At 68.7% G+C, this 14,879-nt stretch carries 14 protein-coding genes; 2 read left to right on the forward strand and 12 right to left on the reverse strand.

Annotation, left to right across the window (positions count from 1 at the left end; genetic code table 11):
• Positions 1–718 precede the first annotated feature (718 nt).
• Positions 719–2,215: a YdgA family protein gene (locus RT97_RS08685; RefSeq protein WP_253278186.1), complete on the forward strand. Its 1,497-nt coding sequence runs from the start codon at positions 719–721 to the stop codon at positions 2,213–2,215.
• Positions 2,216–2,344: 129 nt separating this feature from the next.
• On the opposite strand, the gene RT97_RS08690 is transcribed toward RT97_RS08685, so the two are convergent.
• From RT97_RS08690 to RT97_RS08740, 11 genes are all read right to left on the reverse strand, one after another.
• The gene (locus RT97_RS08690) at positions 2,345–3,397 is read right to left on the reverse strand and encodes a CobW family GTP-binding protein (RefSeq protein ID WP_042578384.1); all 1,053 of its coding nucleotides are present in this window, start codon (positions 3,395–3,397) and stop codon (positions 2,345–2,347) included.
• A 100-nt stretch (positions 3,398–3,497) separates the two neighbouring features.
• On the reverse strand, positions 3,498–4,730 hold the full coding sequence (locus RT97_RS08695; RefSeq protein WP_042578385.1) for a class I SAM-dependent rRNA methyltransferase: 1,233 nt from the start codon (positions 4,728–4,730) through the stop codon (positions 3,498–3,500).
• A complete protein-coding gene (locus RT97_RS08700) occupies positions 4,727–5,761 on the reverse strand; it encodes a tyrosine recombinase XerC (protein ID WP_172672176.1) in 1,035 nt (344 codons plus the stop codon). Before RT97_RS08700 ends, RT97_RS08695 begins: the two co-directional genes overlap by 4 nt.
• Positions 5,736–6,365 carry a YdcF family protein gene (locus RT97_RS08705; protein ID WP_052810607.1) on the reverse strand — a complete coding sequence of 210 codons (630 nt, stop codon included), beginning with the start codon at positions 6,363–6,365 and terminating at the stop codon, positions 5,736–5,738. Before RT97_RS08705 ends, RT97_RS08700 begins: the two co-directional genes overlap by 26 nt.
• Positions 6,366–6,379: 14 nt before the next feature.
• Positions 6,380–7,075, reverse strand: a complete 696-nt coding sequence (locus RT97_RS08710) for a DUF484 family protein (RefSeq protein ID WP_042578386.1) — start codon at positions 7,073–7,075, stop codon at positions 6,380–6,382.
• On the reverse strand, positions 7,072–7,965 hold the full coding sequence (dapF, locus tag RT97_RS08715) for a diaminopimelate epimerase (RefSeq protein ID WP_042578387.1): 894 nt from the start codon (positions 7,963–7,965) through the stop codon (positions 7,072–7,074). Before dapF ends, RT97_RS08710 begins: the two co-directional genes overlap by 4 nt.
• Positions 7,966–8,028: 63 nt before the next feature.
• Positions 8,029–9,609: an MFS transporter gene (locus RT97_RS08720; RefSeq protein WP_042578388.1), complete on the reverse strand. Its 1,581-nt coding sequence runs from the start codon at positions 9,607–9,609 to the stop codon at positions 8,029–8,031.
• Complete coding sequence (locus RT97_RS08725; RefSeq protein WP_172672177.1) at positions 9,602–10,009, reverse strand: DoxX family protein; 408 nt, start codon at positions 10,007–10,009, stop codon at positions 9,602–9,604. Before RT97_RS08725 ends, RT97_RS08720 begins: the two co-directional genes overlap by 8 nt.
• Positions 10,009–11,901, reverse strand: coding sequence for an amidohydrolase (locus RT97_RS08730; RefSeq protein ID WP_042578400.1), 1,893 nt, complete (start codon positions 11,899–11,901; stop codon positions 10,009–10,011). Before RT97_RS08730 ends, RT97_RS08725 begins: the two co-directional genes overlap by 1 nt.
• A 107-nt stretch (positions 11,902–12,008) precedes the next feature.
• The gene (locus RT97_RS08735) at positions 12,009–12,302 is read right to left on the reverse strand and encodes a DUF1427 family protein (RefSeq protein WP_042578389.1); all 294 of its coding nucleotides are present in this window, start codon (positions 12,300–12,302) and stop codon (positions 12,009–12,011) included.
• A gap of 27 nt (positions 12,303–12,329) precedes the next feature.
• Entirely contained in the window at positions 12,330–12,995 is a 666-nt protein-coding gene (locus RT97_RS08740) for a hydrolase (RefSeq protein ID WP_042578390.1), read from the reverse strand.
• 184 nt (positions 12,996–13,179) lie between these two features.
• Here RT97_RS08740 and RT97_RS08745 point away from each other — a divergent pair, with 184 nt between their 5' ends.
• Entirely contained in the window at positions 13,180–14,091 is a 912-nt protein-coding gene (locus RT97_RS08745) for a LysR family transcriptional regulator (protein ID WP_042578391.1), read from the forward strand.
• An 18-nt stretch (positions 14,092–14,109) separates the two neighbouring features.
• Here RT97_RS08745 and RT97_RS08750 read toward each other — a convergent pair whose 3' ends face one another.
• Positions 14,110–14,739: a 2-hydroxychromene-2-carboxylate isomerase gene (locus RT97_RS08750; RefSeq protein WP_042578392.1), complete on the reverse strand. Its 630-nt coding sequence runs from the start codon at positions 14,737–14,739 to the stop codon at positions 14,110–14,112.
• Between the last annotated feature and the right edge of the window lie 140 nt (positions 14,740–14,879).

Below are 14,879 nucleotides of genomic sequence, written 5' to 3' on the forward strand. Positions count from 1 at the left end.
GTCGCCGGGGCGGAAGAGGAGGCGGCAGCCGTTTTTTTCATGGGGATCGGGGGAGCAGAAGGAACGGCAGCAGGGCGGCCGACGGGTTTGGATGACGATGGACCCGCGCCTGCGGTCTTGGTTGCTGTTGCAGGCTTGGCGGGCGCGGTGGACTTCTTCGTCGCAGCGGCAACGGCCTTGGCCGGTGGTGCTGCGGGCTTTTTGGATGCGCTTTTCTCCTTCGTTGCAGGCGCATTCGCGGTGGCGGAAACCTTTTTCGCCGCGGGTACAGCCTTCGCAGCCGTCGCCTTCTTTGCGGCGGGCTTGGATGCTGGCGTGGCCTTGGCGGCGGGTTTCTTCACGGTGACTGGCTCCTTGGACGAACTGGAACGCGCTTTCACTGGGTGTCTCCTCCCATGGGAGCCACTCGCAGCTTTCGTGCCGCGCGGGCTCCACGTTGTCGGGGCTCGCGGGTTGCGAACCCCGGGGTTATACCCCCGAAAGCCCTACAAAAACCTGCGGCGCCCCGTGCCGGAAGTCACATCTCGTCCATCGAACGGGGTATGCCTTGCGGAACAGGCGCGCGATTGTATAGAGAACTCGAATGCGCGGGCGATGTGTCTGCGTGACGTTCGTCTCCGTTAGCATCGGCCGGCGTCGCCGGAGGGGGTGACGCGGGTCCGCCTTTGCCCGAAGGCCGCGCGGGCCAATCCGATCATTCGATAAAAGAAAGCAAGTCTTGAGCAAGAAAGCAGTTCTGGGAGCCGTGGCCGCGGCCATCGTCGTCGCCTACGGAGGGAGCACCTGGTGGACCGGATCGAAGGTCCGCTCGATCTACGACACCGCGCTCGACGAGATGCCCAAGCAGACCGCGCTGCTGCGCGTGACCGAGCGCAAATACGAGCGCGGCTTCTTCGGCGCCGTGAGCACCGTCACGCTGGAGATCGGCTGCGCAGCCGATGCCGCCGCCGTGGCGCAGGCGCCCGCGGCCAAGCCCGCGGAAGGCGAGGAGCCGGAGGAAGAAGAAGGCGACGAGGCCGACGCCAAGCCGCCCAAGCCGTTGCGCATCACCATCCGCGACACCATCCACCACGGCCCGATCGCCGGCGGCAAGCTCGCGGCGGCCACCATCGACAGTGAACTGGTGCTCGACATCAAGGCCCAGGCCGAGGCCGAGAAGCTGTTCGGCAAGGCCAAGCCCCTGACGGCGTTCACCAAGGTCAACTTCGACGGCAGCTACGCCATCGACATGGCCGTGGCGCCCGCCAAGCTGGCCGAGGACGGCAAGGGCCAGCTCGCCTGGCAGGGCGCGCAGGCCCACATCGAAGTCAATGCCGCGCGCACCAAGGCGCGCTACGACATGACGATGCCCGGCCTGGACTTCAACGACGCGGCCAAGGGCGTGCAGATGAAGATGGGCAAGTTCACCGCCAAGGCCGACATGGACAGCAGCGCGGGCTGGCTCTTGGCCACCGGCAAGACCGAGGGCCGCCTGGAGGCCTTCGAGCTCTCCGCCACCAAGGGCCTCGCCGGCAGCGCCGACGCCGACGCGCCGGCCGGCACGCACAAGCCCGTGAAGGTGTTGCTGCAGAACATGGACCTCGTGGGCGAAGCCAGCATCAAGGACGGCCTCTACGCCTCGGACGCCTCCCTCAAGGGCCAGGGCAAGATCGGCGAGACGAGCATCGACAAGTTCGAGATGGCCAGCGGCGCCCGCCGCATCCACGCCGCCGGCTACAAGAAGCTGGCCGACGCCTACCTGCAGTCCAGCGCCGCCGCCGGCTGCGGCAAGAGCAGCAAGGCCACGCAGGCCGCGATGAAGGCGCTGGCCGACCAGCTCGCCCCCGATCTGAAGGCCATGGCCAAGTACAGCCCCGAGTTCGGGCTGGACAAGATGCTGGTCGAGATCGGCGGCAAGCGCGGCGAAGTCAGCTACACGGCCGGCATGGTCGGCGTGACCGACGAAGACCTGCAGGCCCCGGGCATGGCCCTCCTGATGAAGCGCGGCGTGCTCAAGGCCAACGCGCGGCTGCCGGTGCAATGGATCGAGCAGATCGCAGAGACCGGCGCCGAGAGCGGCCAGACGCCGCCGCCCGAAATGGTGGCCGGGCTCGTCGAGCAGGGCGAGCAACTGGGCTTCGTCAAGCGCGACGGCGAGCACGTCACCGGGCAGGTCGAATTCAGCGAAGGCAGCCTGAAGGTCAACGGCAAGCCGCTGAACGCGCTGGGCAAGTAAGGTATTCCCCCTCCCCCGCTGGGGGAGGGCCGGGGTGGGGGCACAGCGGCATTCAAAGCCACGCAGCCTCGAAGGCCGCGCACCCCCATCCCAAACTTCCCCCAACGGGGGAAGGAGCAAGTCAGGGCTTCAGACCAGGCACTGCTCGAGCCCCTGCTCGAGGATCTCGCGCGGCAGCTCGATGCCGATGAACACCATGCGGCTCTGGCGGTTCTCGTCCTTGCCCCATTCCGGGCCCAGGTCGCTGCCCATCAGCTGGTGCACGCCCTGGAAGATCACCTTGCGCTCGGTGCCCTTCATGTTCAGCACGCCCTTGTAGCGCAGCATGCGCGGGCCGTAGATGTTGACGATCGCGCCCAAAAAGTCTTCGAGCTTGGCCGGGTCGAACGCGCGGTCGGCCTTGTAGACGAAGCTCTTGACGTCGTCGTCGGTGTGGTGATGGTGGCCGTGGCCTTCGTGCTTGTGCGAGGGGTGGTCGCACGCCTCGCCATGCGCGTGGTCATGGTCGTGGTGATCGTGGTCGTCTTCCTTCAGGAAGTCGGGGTCGATGTCCAGCTTGGCGTTCAGGTTGAAGCCGCGCAGGTCGAAGATGTCCTTGAGCGGTACGTCGCCGAAATGGGCCTTTTGCTGCGGCGCGCGCGGGTTCATGTGCTTGAGGCGATGGATCAGCGCCTCGGTCTCCTCGGCCGACACCAGCTCGCTCTTGCTGATGAAGATCTGGTCGGCAAAGCCCACCTGGCGGCGCGCTTCCTGGCGGTCGTTGAGCTGCTGCGGCGCGTGCTTGGCGTCCACCAGCGTGAGGATCGAGTCGAGCAGGTAGCTCTCGGCGATCTCGTCGTCCATGAAGAAGGTCTGCGCCACGGGGCCGGGGTCCGCCAGGCCCGTGGTCTCGATCACCACGCGGTCGAAATCCAGCAGGCCCTGGCGCTTCTTGGCCGCCAGCAGCTGCAGCGCTTCGCGCAGGTCTTCGCGGATGGTGCAGCAGACGCAGCCGTTGCTCATCTGCACGATCTGCTCCTTCGATTCGGTCACCAGGATGTCGCTGTCGATGTTCTCTTCGCCAAACTCGTTCTCGATGACCGCGATCTTCTGGCCATGGGCCTCGGTCAGGATGCGCTTGAGCAAGGTGGTTTTGCCCGAGCCGAGAAAGCCGGTGAGGATGGTCGCGGGAATGAGGGCCATGAGGTAGGTGCTCCGGAGCGGAAAACTAAAAAGTCGGGGGGGTCGGGGGGGGGCTGGCGGGCAGTTTAGCCAATGCCACTGAGTTGCGTTGGCGAAGGGGTCAAGCGGGCTTTCTGACCACCACCAGCCCCTTGAGGTACTCGCCCTCCGGGAATTCGATGGTCATCGGGTGGTCCGGCGCAGCGCCCAGTCGTTCGCTGATGTAACCGTCCACGTTTGCGTCCAGCCCGGCCGAGGCCACGATCTTGTGGAACAGGTCGGCGCCGATGCCGCCCGAACACGAGAAGGTCAGCAGCACGCCGCCCGGCTCCAGGATCTTGAGCGCGAGGCGGTTGATGTCCTTGTAGGCGCGCGCGGCGCGCTCTGCGTGCGCCACCGTGGGCGCGAACTTCGGCGGGTCGAGCACGATCGCATCGAAGGTGCGGCCCTGGTCGATGAATTCGCGCAGCACGGTGTTCACGTTGGCGTCGAGAAACTCGGTCTTCACGCCCGAACCCTCGCCGCCGAAGCCGTTGAGCGCGATGTTGGCGCGCGCGAGGTTCAGCGCCGGCTGCGACGAATCGACCGACACCAGCTCGGCGCCTTCGAGCGCATCCGCGGCCTTCAGCCCCGCCAGTGCCGCGACGGTGAAACCGCCCGTGTAGCAAAAGCAGTTCAGCACGCGGCGAAAGCGCCGGTGTTTCGCGAGTTCGGCAAAGCGCTGGCGGCTGTCGCGCTGGTCGAGGTAGAAGCCGGTCTTGTGGCCGGTCGCGATGTCGAGCGACAGTTTCCAGTCGTGCTCGCGGATCGTCATCTCGGTGGCGCCCTCCCCGCGCAGCCAGCCCGTGACGGGCTTCAGGCCCTCGCGCTCGCGGCCGCTCGCGTCGGAGCGCTCGTAGAGCTTCGTGAGGCCGGTGGCCTTGAGCAGCGCGTCGGCCAGCGCGTCCTTCCAGCGCTCGACGCCGGCCGAGAGGAACTGTGCGACCAGCACTCCATCAGGTCCGCTGCCGTAGCGGTCGACGATCAGCCCCGGCAGGCCGTCGGCCTCGCCATGCACCAGCCGCACGCCATCGCTCTGCAAGTCGAAGAGGCCGCGTGCGCGCACCGCGCGCTCGCACACCGATGCAAGGAACGCCGCGTCGATGCGCTGCGTTTCCACGAAGCTCCAGGCGCGCGCACGGATCTTGGAGGTCGGGCTGAACGCCGCCCAGGCGAGGAACGCACCGTCGTGGGATTCCACGCGCACCGTCTCGCCCGAGTCGGCACCGCCGCGTGCAATGGCGGATTCGAAGACCCAGGGATGGCGGCGCTGCATCGAGCGCTCTTTGCCGGGTTTGAGGCGGAGGGTTTTCATTTTTTGATTGCTTGCTTGTCTTTGTCGGTCCGGGCCTTCGCGCGCGGAGCCTCGGGGCGCGCCTGCGCGCGCGAAGCCTCTGGGCGCGCCTTCGCGCGCGGATGTGCCGCGTCATAGACCTTCGCCAAGTGCTGGAAATCCAGCCGCGTATAGACCTGCGTGGTCGCGATGTTGGCGTGGCCCAGCAGCTCCTGCACCGCGCGCAGGTCGCTGCTCGATTGCAGCACGTGGCTTGCGAATGAATGCCGCAGCATGTGCGGGTGCACGGGCGCCGCGAGGCCCGCCTTCAGGCTGCGCTCGCGCAAGAGCTTCCACACCGCCTGGGGCGAGATCCGCGCGCCCTTGGCGCTCACGAAGAGCGCTGGCGCGGGCCGGTCGCCGCGCACGTCGAGCCACTCCTGCAGCGCCTCGGCCGCCTTGCCGCCCACCGGCACGATGCGGCGCTTGCTGCCCTTGCCGAGCACGTTGGCTTCCTTCGCGTCGAGATCGACCCAGCCGAGCGCCGTGTTGCTCGCCTGCGCATCGAGCCCGGTGAGCTCGCTCACGCGCAGGCCGCAGCCGTAGAGCAGCTCGACGATGGCGCGGTCGCGCGCCTCGATCCATGGGTCGGCGTCTTCGTCGTGCAGCTCGGCCAGCTGCACCGCGTCGTCCACGCCCAGCGCCTTGGGCAGCGGGCGGCCGGCCTTGGGGGCGTGCACGTCCTGCACCGGGTTGAAGCCGATCAGCCCTTCATGCCCGAGCCAGCGGTAGAAGCTGCGCCAGCACGACAGCACCAGCGCAATGCCGCGCGGCTCGCGGCCCGCGCTGTGCAGCCTGGCCATCCAGCGGCGGACGTGGGCGGTCTGCACGCGGTCCAGCGGCAAGTTGGCTTCGGCCGCGTTTTCCTTCAGCGCCTGCAGGTGAAAGGCGTAGAGCTCGACCGTGCGCGCCGCGAGCCGGCGCTCCACGCGCACGTGCGCGAGGTACTTGTCGATCCAGCCCGCAGAGGCCGAAGCCTCGTGGGATTCAGAAGAGCAGGCCACGGAAGGCATTGTTCACGATCGCCGCGGGCTCGCGCAATGCACCCTTGGACAACGGGCCGAGCGCGCGCCAGCACGACGTGGCCGCGCCGGCGTACTGCACGTCGAAGCTCTGGTCGAAACCGCTCATGCGCACCAGCCGCTCGATGCGCCACAGGTGGTAGGGCTCCGACACGATCACCACGCTGCGCACCCCGGCCGCCAGCAGCAGCGGCCGCGAGAGCGAGAGATTGAGCCGCGTGGAGGTCGATGCCGACTCCAGCACCATCGGCCCCGCGAAGCCCGCCGCCTGCGCATGCTGCTGCATCACGAAGGCCTCGGTGCGGCCGTCCTCGGCGTCCACGCCGCCGGAGAAGACGAACTGCTTCACCAGCCCGGCCTGCGCCAGCGCTATCGCGGTATCGACCCGCCCGGTGAGGCACGGATGCGGCTTGCCGTCGAGGAAGGCGCGGCTTCCGAGCACCAGCGCGGCGTCGGCCGGGCGCTGCGGCGCGTGCGCGAGCACCGCTTCGCCATGCCGCCAGATCAGCACGCCGATGGCCACATAGGCCACACCGGTGACGATTGCCGCGGCCAGCAGCGCACCGAAAAGCGCGGCCTGCCAGGGCCGACGCAACCAGCGCGGGCAAATCAAGGGCGCAGCCGCGAGAGGCCGCCCGAGGCCAGTTCGGCGATGCGCTCGAGAAAGTCGGTGCCCATCTCGGCGTTGAAGCGCTGCGCGTCGGGCGAGGCCAGCACCAGGAGGCCGAAGGCCGGCGATTCGGCATCGGCGCGCAGCGGAATCAGCGCGATCGACATGGCCGCCTGCGGCTCGGGCAGCCAGTTGGCCGCCTCGAAGCCTGAGTTCAGGCCGCAATACGGCGAAGTAAGCGAGGTGGCCAGTGCCTTCACGTCGTCGCTCACCCATTGGGCATAGGCTTCGTTCAGGTATTCGCTGCTGCAGTCCCACACCTTGATGGCCGTCTGCGGCACCAGGAACAGCGACTGCAGGTCGACCGCGATGCGGTACGGCAGGCTGCGCGGGTCGCGCGTGGTCAGCAGCCCCTGTGTCCAGCGCTGCAGCCGGTCGGCGATGACGACGTTCTCGGTGCCGTGGCGCACCATGTCCATGAGGCGATGCTCCAGCGCCTTGATTTTTTCGCGCAGCATTTCGGCCTGGCGCTCCTGCAGGCTCACGGCGCGGTTGCCGTGGGGGCTGGTGAGCTGCACCTGCGCCAGCAACTGGGCATGGCGCTCGAAGAAGTCGGGCGTGTTCGCCAGGTAGTTGGCGATGTCGTCTTCGGTGATCGGGTTCATGGCGTCGTTGTCGTGGGTGGAATGGGTCATGGCTGTTCCGTAATGTCGGGCACATCGGGCACGTCGATGTCGCCCTCGAACACCGTCGTGGCCGGGCCCGTCATGAGCACCGGCTGGCCCTCGCCCTGCCATTCGATCGTGAGGATGCCGCCGTGCGTCTGCACGTCGACCCGCCGGTCCAGCAACCCGAGCCGGATGCCCGCCACCACCGCCGCGCAGGCACCCGTGCCGCAGGCCAGCGTTTCGCCGGCGCCGCGCTCGAACACGCGCAGCCTGATGTGGGAACGGTCGACCACCTGCATGAAGCCTGCGTTCACCCGCTGCGGAAAGCGCGGGTGGTGCTCGATCTGCGGGCCCTGCTCGGCCACCGGGGCGGTGTCGACGTCGTCGACCACCTGCACCGCGTGCGGGTTGCCCATCGAGAGCACCGCCACCGAGACGATGGCGCTGCCGGCGCGGGTGCCCAGCGCGAGGTGCCACTTTTCCCAGGCGCCGTCGGGCTGCGCATCGAGCCCGGCGGTGTCGAAGGGCACGCGCGCTGCCTCGAAGATGGGAGCGCCCATGTCCACCGTGACGCGGCCGTCGGCGCCCATGCGCGGCTCGATCACGCCGGCCAGCGTCTGCACGCGCACTTCGGACTTGTCGGTGAGCTTGTGTTCTTTCACGAAGCGCATGAAGCAGCGCGCGCCATTGCCGCACTGCTCGACCTCGCCGCCGTCGGCGTTGTGGATCACGTACTGGAAGTCGATGCCTTCGGCCGGCGACGGGCGCACGGTGAGGATCTGGTCGGCGCCGACGCCGAAATGGCGGTCGGCCAGGAAGCGGTATTGCGCGGCCGTAAGGCCCAGCGTGCCGCGCGTTTCGTCCAGCACGACGAAATCGTTGCCGGCCCCCTGCATCTTGGTAAAGCGGATTCGCATCGGGGGATTATCGCCACCGGCACCGCGCCTGACGACCCGGTGACGATAAACCCACTCCACCCGCTACAGCGCCAGGAAGTGATGCACCTCGGGCTTGCCCGGCCCCATGTGAAAGCGCAGCGCCTCGGCCTGCAAGTCGGCATCGGCATGCGAGACGCGGTGGTGCTGGCGCAGGTGCTCCGCCCACGACTCGACGAGGAACCACTCCATCACCCGTTCCGCGTCGGCCGTGTGCTCGTGCACGCCCCAGGCGTAGGCCCCGTCGCGGCGGCGCTCCAGCGAGAGCTTCTTCATCGCCGCGAGGAACGCGGGCCGGTCTTCCTTGCGGATGCGGTACTCGACCTGGATCATCACCGGCCCCCGGTCGTGCGCCACGGGCTCGGTCAGCAGCGGTTCGGGCCAATGGTTCGAGGCCTGCAGGTCGGCCTCGCCGGCGGGGAGGCGCACCCGATGGAACACGAGCCCCGTCACCACCAGCCCCACCGCACCCGCCACCAGCGTGAACGGCACGCCGATCTGCTGCGCGACCAGGCCCCAGCCCAGGCTGCCGGCCGCCATCGCGCCGTTGAACACCGTGAGGTACACGGCCAGCCCGCGGCCGCGCACCCAGTTCGGCAGGATCGATTGCGCCACCCCGTTGAGCGTGGTCAGCGCGATGATCCAGCCCAGCCCCAGCACCAGAAGCAGTGCCACCGCCAGCCACTGCGGCGGCGCGAACACCAGCCCGCCCATCACGCCCGCAGTGAGCAGCGCGGCCAGCAGCAGCATGCCGTCGGCATCGAGCCGTGCGCGCAGCCGCGGCATCACCAGCGCACCGCCGATGGCGCCCGCCCCCACCGCGCCCAGCAGGATGCCGTAGAAGCTCGCCGTGCCGCCCAGCATCTGGCGCGCCACCAGCGGCAGCAGCGCCCACACCGAGCTCGCGAACAGGAAGAACACCGCCGCACGCAGCAGCACCACGTGCAACTCCTTGCTGGCCCGCGTGTAGCGCAGGCCCGCACGGAAGGCGCCGAGGAAGTTCTCGGAGAGCCCGCTGTCCACCGCCGCCGGCCGCTTCCACCACAGCAGCGCCGCGATCACGAACGCATAGCTCAGCACGTCCAGCCCGTAGGTGGCCGCCGCGCCGAAGCTCGCCAGGATCAGCCCGCCCGCTGCCGGCCCGATGGAGCGCGCGATGTTGATGCCCAGCGAGTTCAGCGCCACCGCGCCCTTGAGGTCGCTGCGCGGCACCAGCTCCGGCACGATCGACTGCCAGGTCGGCCCCATCAGCGCCGCGCCGATGCCGCCCACGAAGGTGAGCGCGATCAGGTACTCGACCGTGAGCGAGCCCGTGTGCGACAGCACCAGGAGCGTGCCGCTCACCGCGGCCAGCAGCACCTGCACGAAGATCAGGAAGCGCCGCCGGTCCAGGATGTCCGAGAGCACCCCCGCCGGAATCGCCAGCAGGAAGATCGGCAGCGTGGCCGCCGTCTGGATCAGCGCCACCGCCGTCGGGCTCGCCGAGAGGTCGGTCACCAGCCACGAGCTGGCCACGTCGCGCATGAAGCTGCCGACGTTGCCCAGCACCGTGGCGGCCCACAGCACGGCAAAGACCGGCTGGCGCAGGGGCGCGAAGGCGCCGGCGGCTTTTTGGGTTTCAGGCATCGGTGCGTTCTTTCAGGTCGAGCCAGGCGACGAGCAGGAAGCCGCCGACCAGTCCCAGGTGTTCGAAAAAGGAGTTGGCCGCCATGAAGCGCTCCTGCCCCAAGGGCATCTCCCAGAAGCGCAGCGCGACGAAGGTCGCCATCAGCGTGAAGGCCCCGAGCGCGAGCGCGCCCAGCCAGCGCCAGAAGCCGGTGAGTATGAGCGCCGCGGCGCCCAGCTCCAGCACGATCACCGCCACCGCGAGCGGGCCGGCGGGCGACAGCCCGAAGTGGTTCATCTCGCCGATGGCCGCGCCGAAGTCCATCGCCTTGTTCAGCCCGCCCTGCAGGTAGGCCGCGCACAGGAGCAGCAAGGCAACCCAGCGCACGGCGGGTGAAAGGGTCCAGTGCATCGTCTTCATCACACCGCCCAGCAGGCGCAGCCGAGCGCGCCCCAGAAGCTCTTGAGGTCGGCAATCGGTAGCTTGCTGCTCCATGCCGTGGCGTGCTGGTGGCCGTGCACGTTGCAGTCGTTGGCGCAGGCGCAGGACATGGCAGCGTTGCGCATCGCCTTCTGCAGGGGCGCACCTTCGGCCGTGTCGGCCCAGCCGGCGTAGCCACCGAAGGTGCGCGCGGGCGACCAGTCGGGCATGGCCGGCGGCAGCGTGCCTTCGTCGTGCGCGGCGAACGGGCCGGCGCCGTAGACCACCTTGCCGCCCACCATCGTGAGCAGCGCCGTGGTGTCGGCGATCTCCGATTCGGCACACGCGAAGAAATCGCGGTCTGGCACCACCAGGTCGGCCAGCTGCCCGGCCTCGATGCGCCCCTTCTTGCCCTGCTCGTTCGAGAACCAGGTGACGTTCTCGGTCCACATGCGCAGCGCGCCTTCGCGGTCCAGGCAGTTGCGCTGGGGGTAGAGCTGCATGCCGCCCACCGTCTTGCCCGTGACCAGCCACGACAGCGACACCCACGGGTTGTACGAGGCCACGCGCGTCGCGTCGGTGCCGGCCGAGACCTTCATGCCCTTCTCCAGCATGCGCTTGACCGGCGGCGTGGCCTCGGCCGCGCCGGGGCCGTAGCGCTCCACGAAATACTCGCCCTGGTAGGCCATGCGGTGCTGCACCGCCACGCCGCCGCCCAGCGCCGCGATGCGGTCCATCGACTTCTCGGAGATCGTCTCGGCGTGGTCGAAGAACCAGTTCAGGCCCGCGAGCGGGGTGTCCTTGTTGACCTTCTCGAACACGTCGAGCGAACGGCTGATGGTTTCGTCGTAGGTCGCGTGCATGCGCCAGGGCCAGCGGTTCTGCGCCAGGATGCGCACCACGCCTTCGAGCTCGCCTTCCATCTCGGGCGCCAGGTCGGGGCGCGGCTGGCGGAAGTCTTCGAAGTCGGCGGCAGAGAACACCAGCATCTCGCCCGCGCCGTTGTGGCGGAAATAGTCGTCGCCCTGCTTGTAGGTGGAGTTGGCCGTCCAGTTCAGGAAGTCTTCCTTCTCGGCCTTGGGCTTCTGCGTGAAGAGGTTGTAGGCCAGGCGAATGGTGAGCTGCCCGTCGTCGTGGAGCTTCCGGATCACTTCGTAGTCGTCGGGAAAGTTCTGGTTGCCGCCGCCCGCGTCGATGGCGCCTGTCACGCCCAGGCGGTTGAGCTCGCGCATGAAGTGGCGCGTGGAATTGAGCTGGTAGTCGAACGGCAGCTTCGGCCCCTTGGCCAGCGTCGCGTAGAGGATGGCCGCGTTCGGCTTGGCGAGCAGCAGGCCCGTGGGGTTGCCGGCGCTGTCGCGCACGATCTCGCCGCCGGGGGGCGCGGGCGTGTCTTTCGTGTAGCCCACGGCGCGCAGCGCGGCGCCGTTGAGCAGCGCGCGGTCGTACAGGTGCAGGATGAACACGGGCGTATCGGGCGCCACCGCGTTCAGCTCGGCGATGGTCGGCAGGCGCTTCTCGGCGAACTGGTGCTCGGTGAAGCCGCCCACCACGCGCACCCACTGCGGCGCGGGCGTGATCGCCACTTGCCGCCGCAGCATCGACATCGCATCGGCCAGGCTGCGCACGCCGTCCCAGCGCAGCTCCATGTTGTAGTTCAGCCCGCCGCGAATGATGTGCAGGTGGTTGTCGATGAGACCCGGCAGCACGCGCTTGCCCTGCAGGTCGATCACGCGGGTGCGGCTGCCGGCCAGCGGCATCACGTCTTCGGCGCGGCCCACGCGGATGAAGCGGCCGTCCTTGATGGCCACCGCGTCGGCCGTGGGGTTGGCGCGGTCCAGCGTGGTGAAGCGGCCGTTGCGCAGGATGAGGTCGGGGGTGTCGGTGGTGGCCATGGTGTCGGAGAAAGAAGCGGAAGCGGCCGCGAGGCCGGGGGCTGCGAGGGTGGCGCCGAGCGCGCCCAGCAGGCGGCGGCGTTTCGGATCGGGGTATGCGGGGAATGTCATGCGCTGTGCTCCTTGGTCGGCGACACGTCGCCGGCTTTTGCCACCGAAGGCTGCGCGCACTTGGGCAGCTCGCCGAACACATGCGGCTTCACCTGGTGGTGCAGCCACGAGGTGGCGGTCGCCGGCGGGGCGACGAAGCTCTTGATGAGCGGCGGGATCTGCTCGCCGAGCAGGATGCCCAGGAGCCCCACCAGGGCGATCACCGGCGGCGCCGGCGAGCGCACCTGGAAGAGCGCGTAGATCACGCCGACCAGAAGGCCGAGGGCGAGGGAAACGACGTAGGTCTTCATGGCGGGCGCTTCTTTATTCGGTGGTGCTCAACCTTCGTGCGCGCCGAACATGCTCTTGGCGTAGTTGATGCCGATGCCGTACGCGCCGCCCACCTTCTTCGCGATGCCGGTGGTCAGCTCGTAGGTGTCGCCGCGGGCCCAGTCGCGCTGCAGCTCCAGCAGGTATTGCAGCGAGGTCATCGGGCGCGCGCCGGCCTGCACCATGCGGTCCATCGCGCGGTCGTGCGCCTCGGTGGAAACGTCGCCGCAGGCATCGGCGATCACGTACACCTCGAAGCCCTGGTCCAGCGCCGACAGCGCCGGGCCCACGATGCACACGCTGGTCCACAGGCCCGCCAGCACGATGCGCGGCTTGCCGATTTCGTTCACGCGGTCGATCACGGCGGCGTCTTCCCAGGTGTTCATCGAGGTGCGGTCGAGCATCTTCTGGCCCGGGAAGGCGTCGGCGATCTCGCTGAACATCGGGCCCGAGAAGCTCTTCTCGGCCACCGTCGTGAGGATCGTCGAGACCTTGAAGCCGGCCGCGGCCTGTGCCACCAGCGCCGCGTTGTTGCGCAGGTTCACCGCGTCGATCGAGTGCGTGGCAAAGGCCATCTGCGACTGGAAGTCGATCATCACCAGCGTGTGGTCGGCGGGGGTCAGCAGCTTGGAACCGGCGGTTGCGGTGGCGGTGGGGGTGGCTTTGACGGACATGGAAGACTCCTGGAGGTTGAAGGGATAATCGATTGAATTCACAATTGCTTTCGGAGGGAATCTCCTTGGCATGGGCTGAATCATCGAGCCCCCGGCAACCGCCATCGACGAAACTTTTCACGCGCAATGATCGAAATTTTCGATCTTTGCTTCGACCGCCCTTTTCCACCGCAGGGACCACCCCATGCTCAAACTCAGCCTGGAAGCCATCGAGGTCGTCGACGCCATCGCGCGCCACGGCTCCTTCGCCGCCGCCGCCACCCGCCTGAACAAGGTGCCCTCCACCATCTCGTACGCGGTCGGCAAGCTCGAGGAGCAGCTGGGCATGCTGCTGTTCGAGCGCAACGGCCCGCGCGTCACGCTCACCCCCGTCGGCGAAGAAATGCTGAAAGAGGGCCGCTGGCTCCTGAGTGCCGCGAGCGACCTCGAATCGCGCATGCGGCAGATCGCCACCGGCTACGAGTCGGAGCTGCGGCTGGTGCACGACTCGCTCATTCCCACCGAGGCGCTCATCGACGACATCCGCGCCTTCGAAGACCTGCGCTGCGGCACCCGGTTGCGCGTGGGCTGCGAAGCCCTCACCGGCAGCTGGGAGGCGCTGCGCGAGGGCCGCGCCGACATCGTCATCGCCGCGGGCGAAGGCCCGGCCGGCGGCGGCTACCAGGCCGTGACCGTGGGGAGCCTGGAGTTCGCGTTCTGCGTGGCGCCCACCCACCCGCTCACGCGGCTGGGCCGCCCGCTGGAGCGCGGCGATCTCCTGGACTGCAATGCCATCGTGGTGGGCGACAGCGCCCGTACGCTGTCGGACCGCACCGTGGGCCTCCTCGCGGGCCAGCCGCGCATCACCGTGCCCTCGATGACCGCGAAGGTCGCCTGCCAGGTCGCAGGCCTGGGCCACGGTTTTCTGCCGCGCGCCTGCATCGCGGGCGAGCTCGCGCGCGGCACGCTGGTCGAGCTGCCCACCGAGGAGCCGCGCGCGCCCGAGGCGTTCTGGCTCGCATGGAAAACGGGCGCGAAGGGGCAGGCGCTGCGCTGGTGGCGCGAGCGGATGAACCGCACGCTGATTCCGGCGCTGCTGCCGCGGTCGTTTATCTGAGGAAGAGCGGCCGCGTGCTCAGCGCCCGGCGCGCAGCTTGTCCAGCGCCCGATCGAGAAACGCGAGCCGGTCCTGCCCCCAGAACCGCTCGCCGTTCAGGATGAAAGTCGGCGCGCCGAACACGCCCGCCTCCACCGCTTCGGCGCTGTTCGCGCGGTACATCGCCAGCGTTTCGGCCGATTGCTCCAGCGCCTGCAGCGAGGCGCCGTCGTAGCCGTTCTCGTTGGCGACTGCGATGCGCACGTCGGCCTGCGAGGTGTCGCGCTCCTCGGCCCAGAGCGCACGCAGCAGCGCATGCGAGAGCGGCTGCGCATCGAGCCCCTTCAGCTGCGCGGCGATCACCATCCAGCCGGCGTACTTGTTCCAGTTCGGATCGGTCGGCGCGCCCTTCGGGTAATGCGCGGGCGCCAGGTTCATCGGCATGCCGAGGTAGTCGCTCCAGCGCGCCAGCTCCAGCGCGTGGTACGTGCGGCGCGGCTCGGGGCGCGTCTTCAGCGGAATGCCGCCGGTCTGCGGCACCACCGCCTGGAAGTCGTAGGGCTTGAGCGTGAGCTGCACGTGGTGGCGGCGCACGATGTCCTGAAGTTGCGGGCCGCCGAGGTAGGCCCAGGGGGAGGAGAGGCTGTAGAAGCAGTCGAGAGCGGTCATGAGGCGAATTATCTGCAGCGCATGTGGGCGACGTGTCAGCCGTGACCCCGAGCGCTGACTTTCTCCCTCCCCGTCCGGGGGAGGGTTGGGGTGGGGGCACGACGGCGGTGGATGAAGCACTGCGCCGAACGAGCGCCGCT

Origin of the sequence: Variovorax paradoxus, assembly GCF_000834655.1 — a bacterium.
In the GTDB taxonomy this organism is placed as follows: Bacteria; Pseudomonadota; Gammaproteobacteria; order Burkholderiales; family Burkholderiaceae_C; genus Variovorax; species Variovorax paradoxus_F.